Origin of the sequence: Mycobacterium sp. E3198, assembly GCF_001667015.1 — a bacterium.
GTDB lineage: Bacteria > Actinomycetota > Actinomycetes > Mycobacteriales > Mycobacteriaceae > Mycobacterium.
The window spans coordinates 1-868 of sequence record NZ_LZIS01000229.1 but is presented as its reverse complement, the minus strand read 5'-3'; the positions used below and the strand labels follow the sequence as shown (position 1 = coordinate 868).

The following is an 868-nucleotide window of genomic DNA, read 5'->3' as shown; positions in this document are numbered from 1 at the left end:
GCGCACGCTCGCGGTGGGAGAGGGCGAGAAGGGTCAGCCGCGGCTGATCAGCCCTGCTGCACCTCGTTGGAACCGCCGGAGTTGCTGATCTTCGGATTGCCCGAGTGGTAGGTGATCTTGTTGCTGAAGCCGGACGCGTCGATGCTGTCGACGGAGTCGACGGTGATGGCGTTCTGAACGCCCGACACCGTGAGGCTCGTGCAGTGGCCGGTGATCACGACCGTGTTGGAAACGCCGCTGACGCTGACGACGTTGTTGTTGCAGGCGATCGTTCGATTCTCGTTGATGCCCGAGACGCTGATCCGCGCGCCGGGCGCCGGTGTGGGTGACGTCGACGGCGCCGTGGTCCTGGTCCGGGTGCTCGATGGGCCGGGGCTGCGCGGCCACCGCGGTGGTCGGCGCGGGCGACGGCGGGCTGGGGGCGGGCACCTGCGCCTGCGGCGCAGGCGCCCGATTGACCGGGGCGACGGCGTGCGGGCTGGTCCCCTGCGGCGCCGGGCGGGCGTCCGACGTCAGCGAAACCACCACCACCCCGGCCGCCACGGCGGCGATGCTGGCCAGCGCGCTGCCGACCAGCATGGGGAACCTGCGCCGGCGCGGTTGGCCCTGCTCGTCGTCGGCCAGATCCTCCAGGGCGCTGTAGGCCAGGGCGCCCGGGCGGGCATTGCCGGAAACCTCGAGGTAGGTCGGGCTGAGCGCCCGCGGACTCACCTCGCCGGTGCCGGGGTCCAGCGAGTAGGCCAGGGCGGCCGTCGACACCGCGAACAGCGGCGCGTTCGCCGACGCCAGCGCCGCGCCCCGGGCCAGCGCCAGGTCCGGTTCCTCGGGGACGCTCACGGCCAGCGGGGTCGCCGCCTCGAGCGCCGCC

1 pseudogene is annotated in these 868 nt (G+C 73.4%); it reads right to left on the bottom strand.

Features of this window, described 5'->3' with window-relative positions:
• Positions 1–47: 47 nt before the first annotated feature.
• A pseudogene (locus A5673_RS30695) lies at positions 48–425 on the bottom strand (DUF3060 domain-containing protein); the annotation flags it as partial.
• Positions 426–868: the final 443 nt, after the last annotated feature.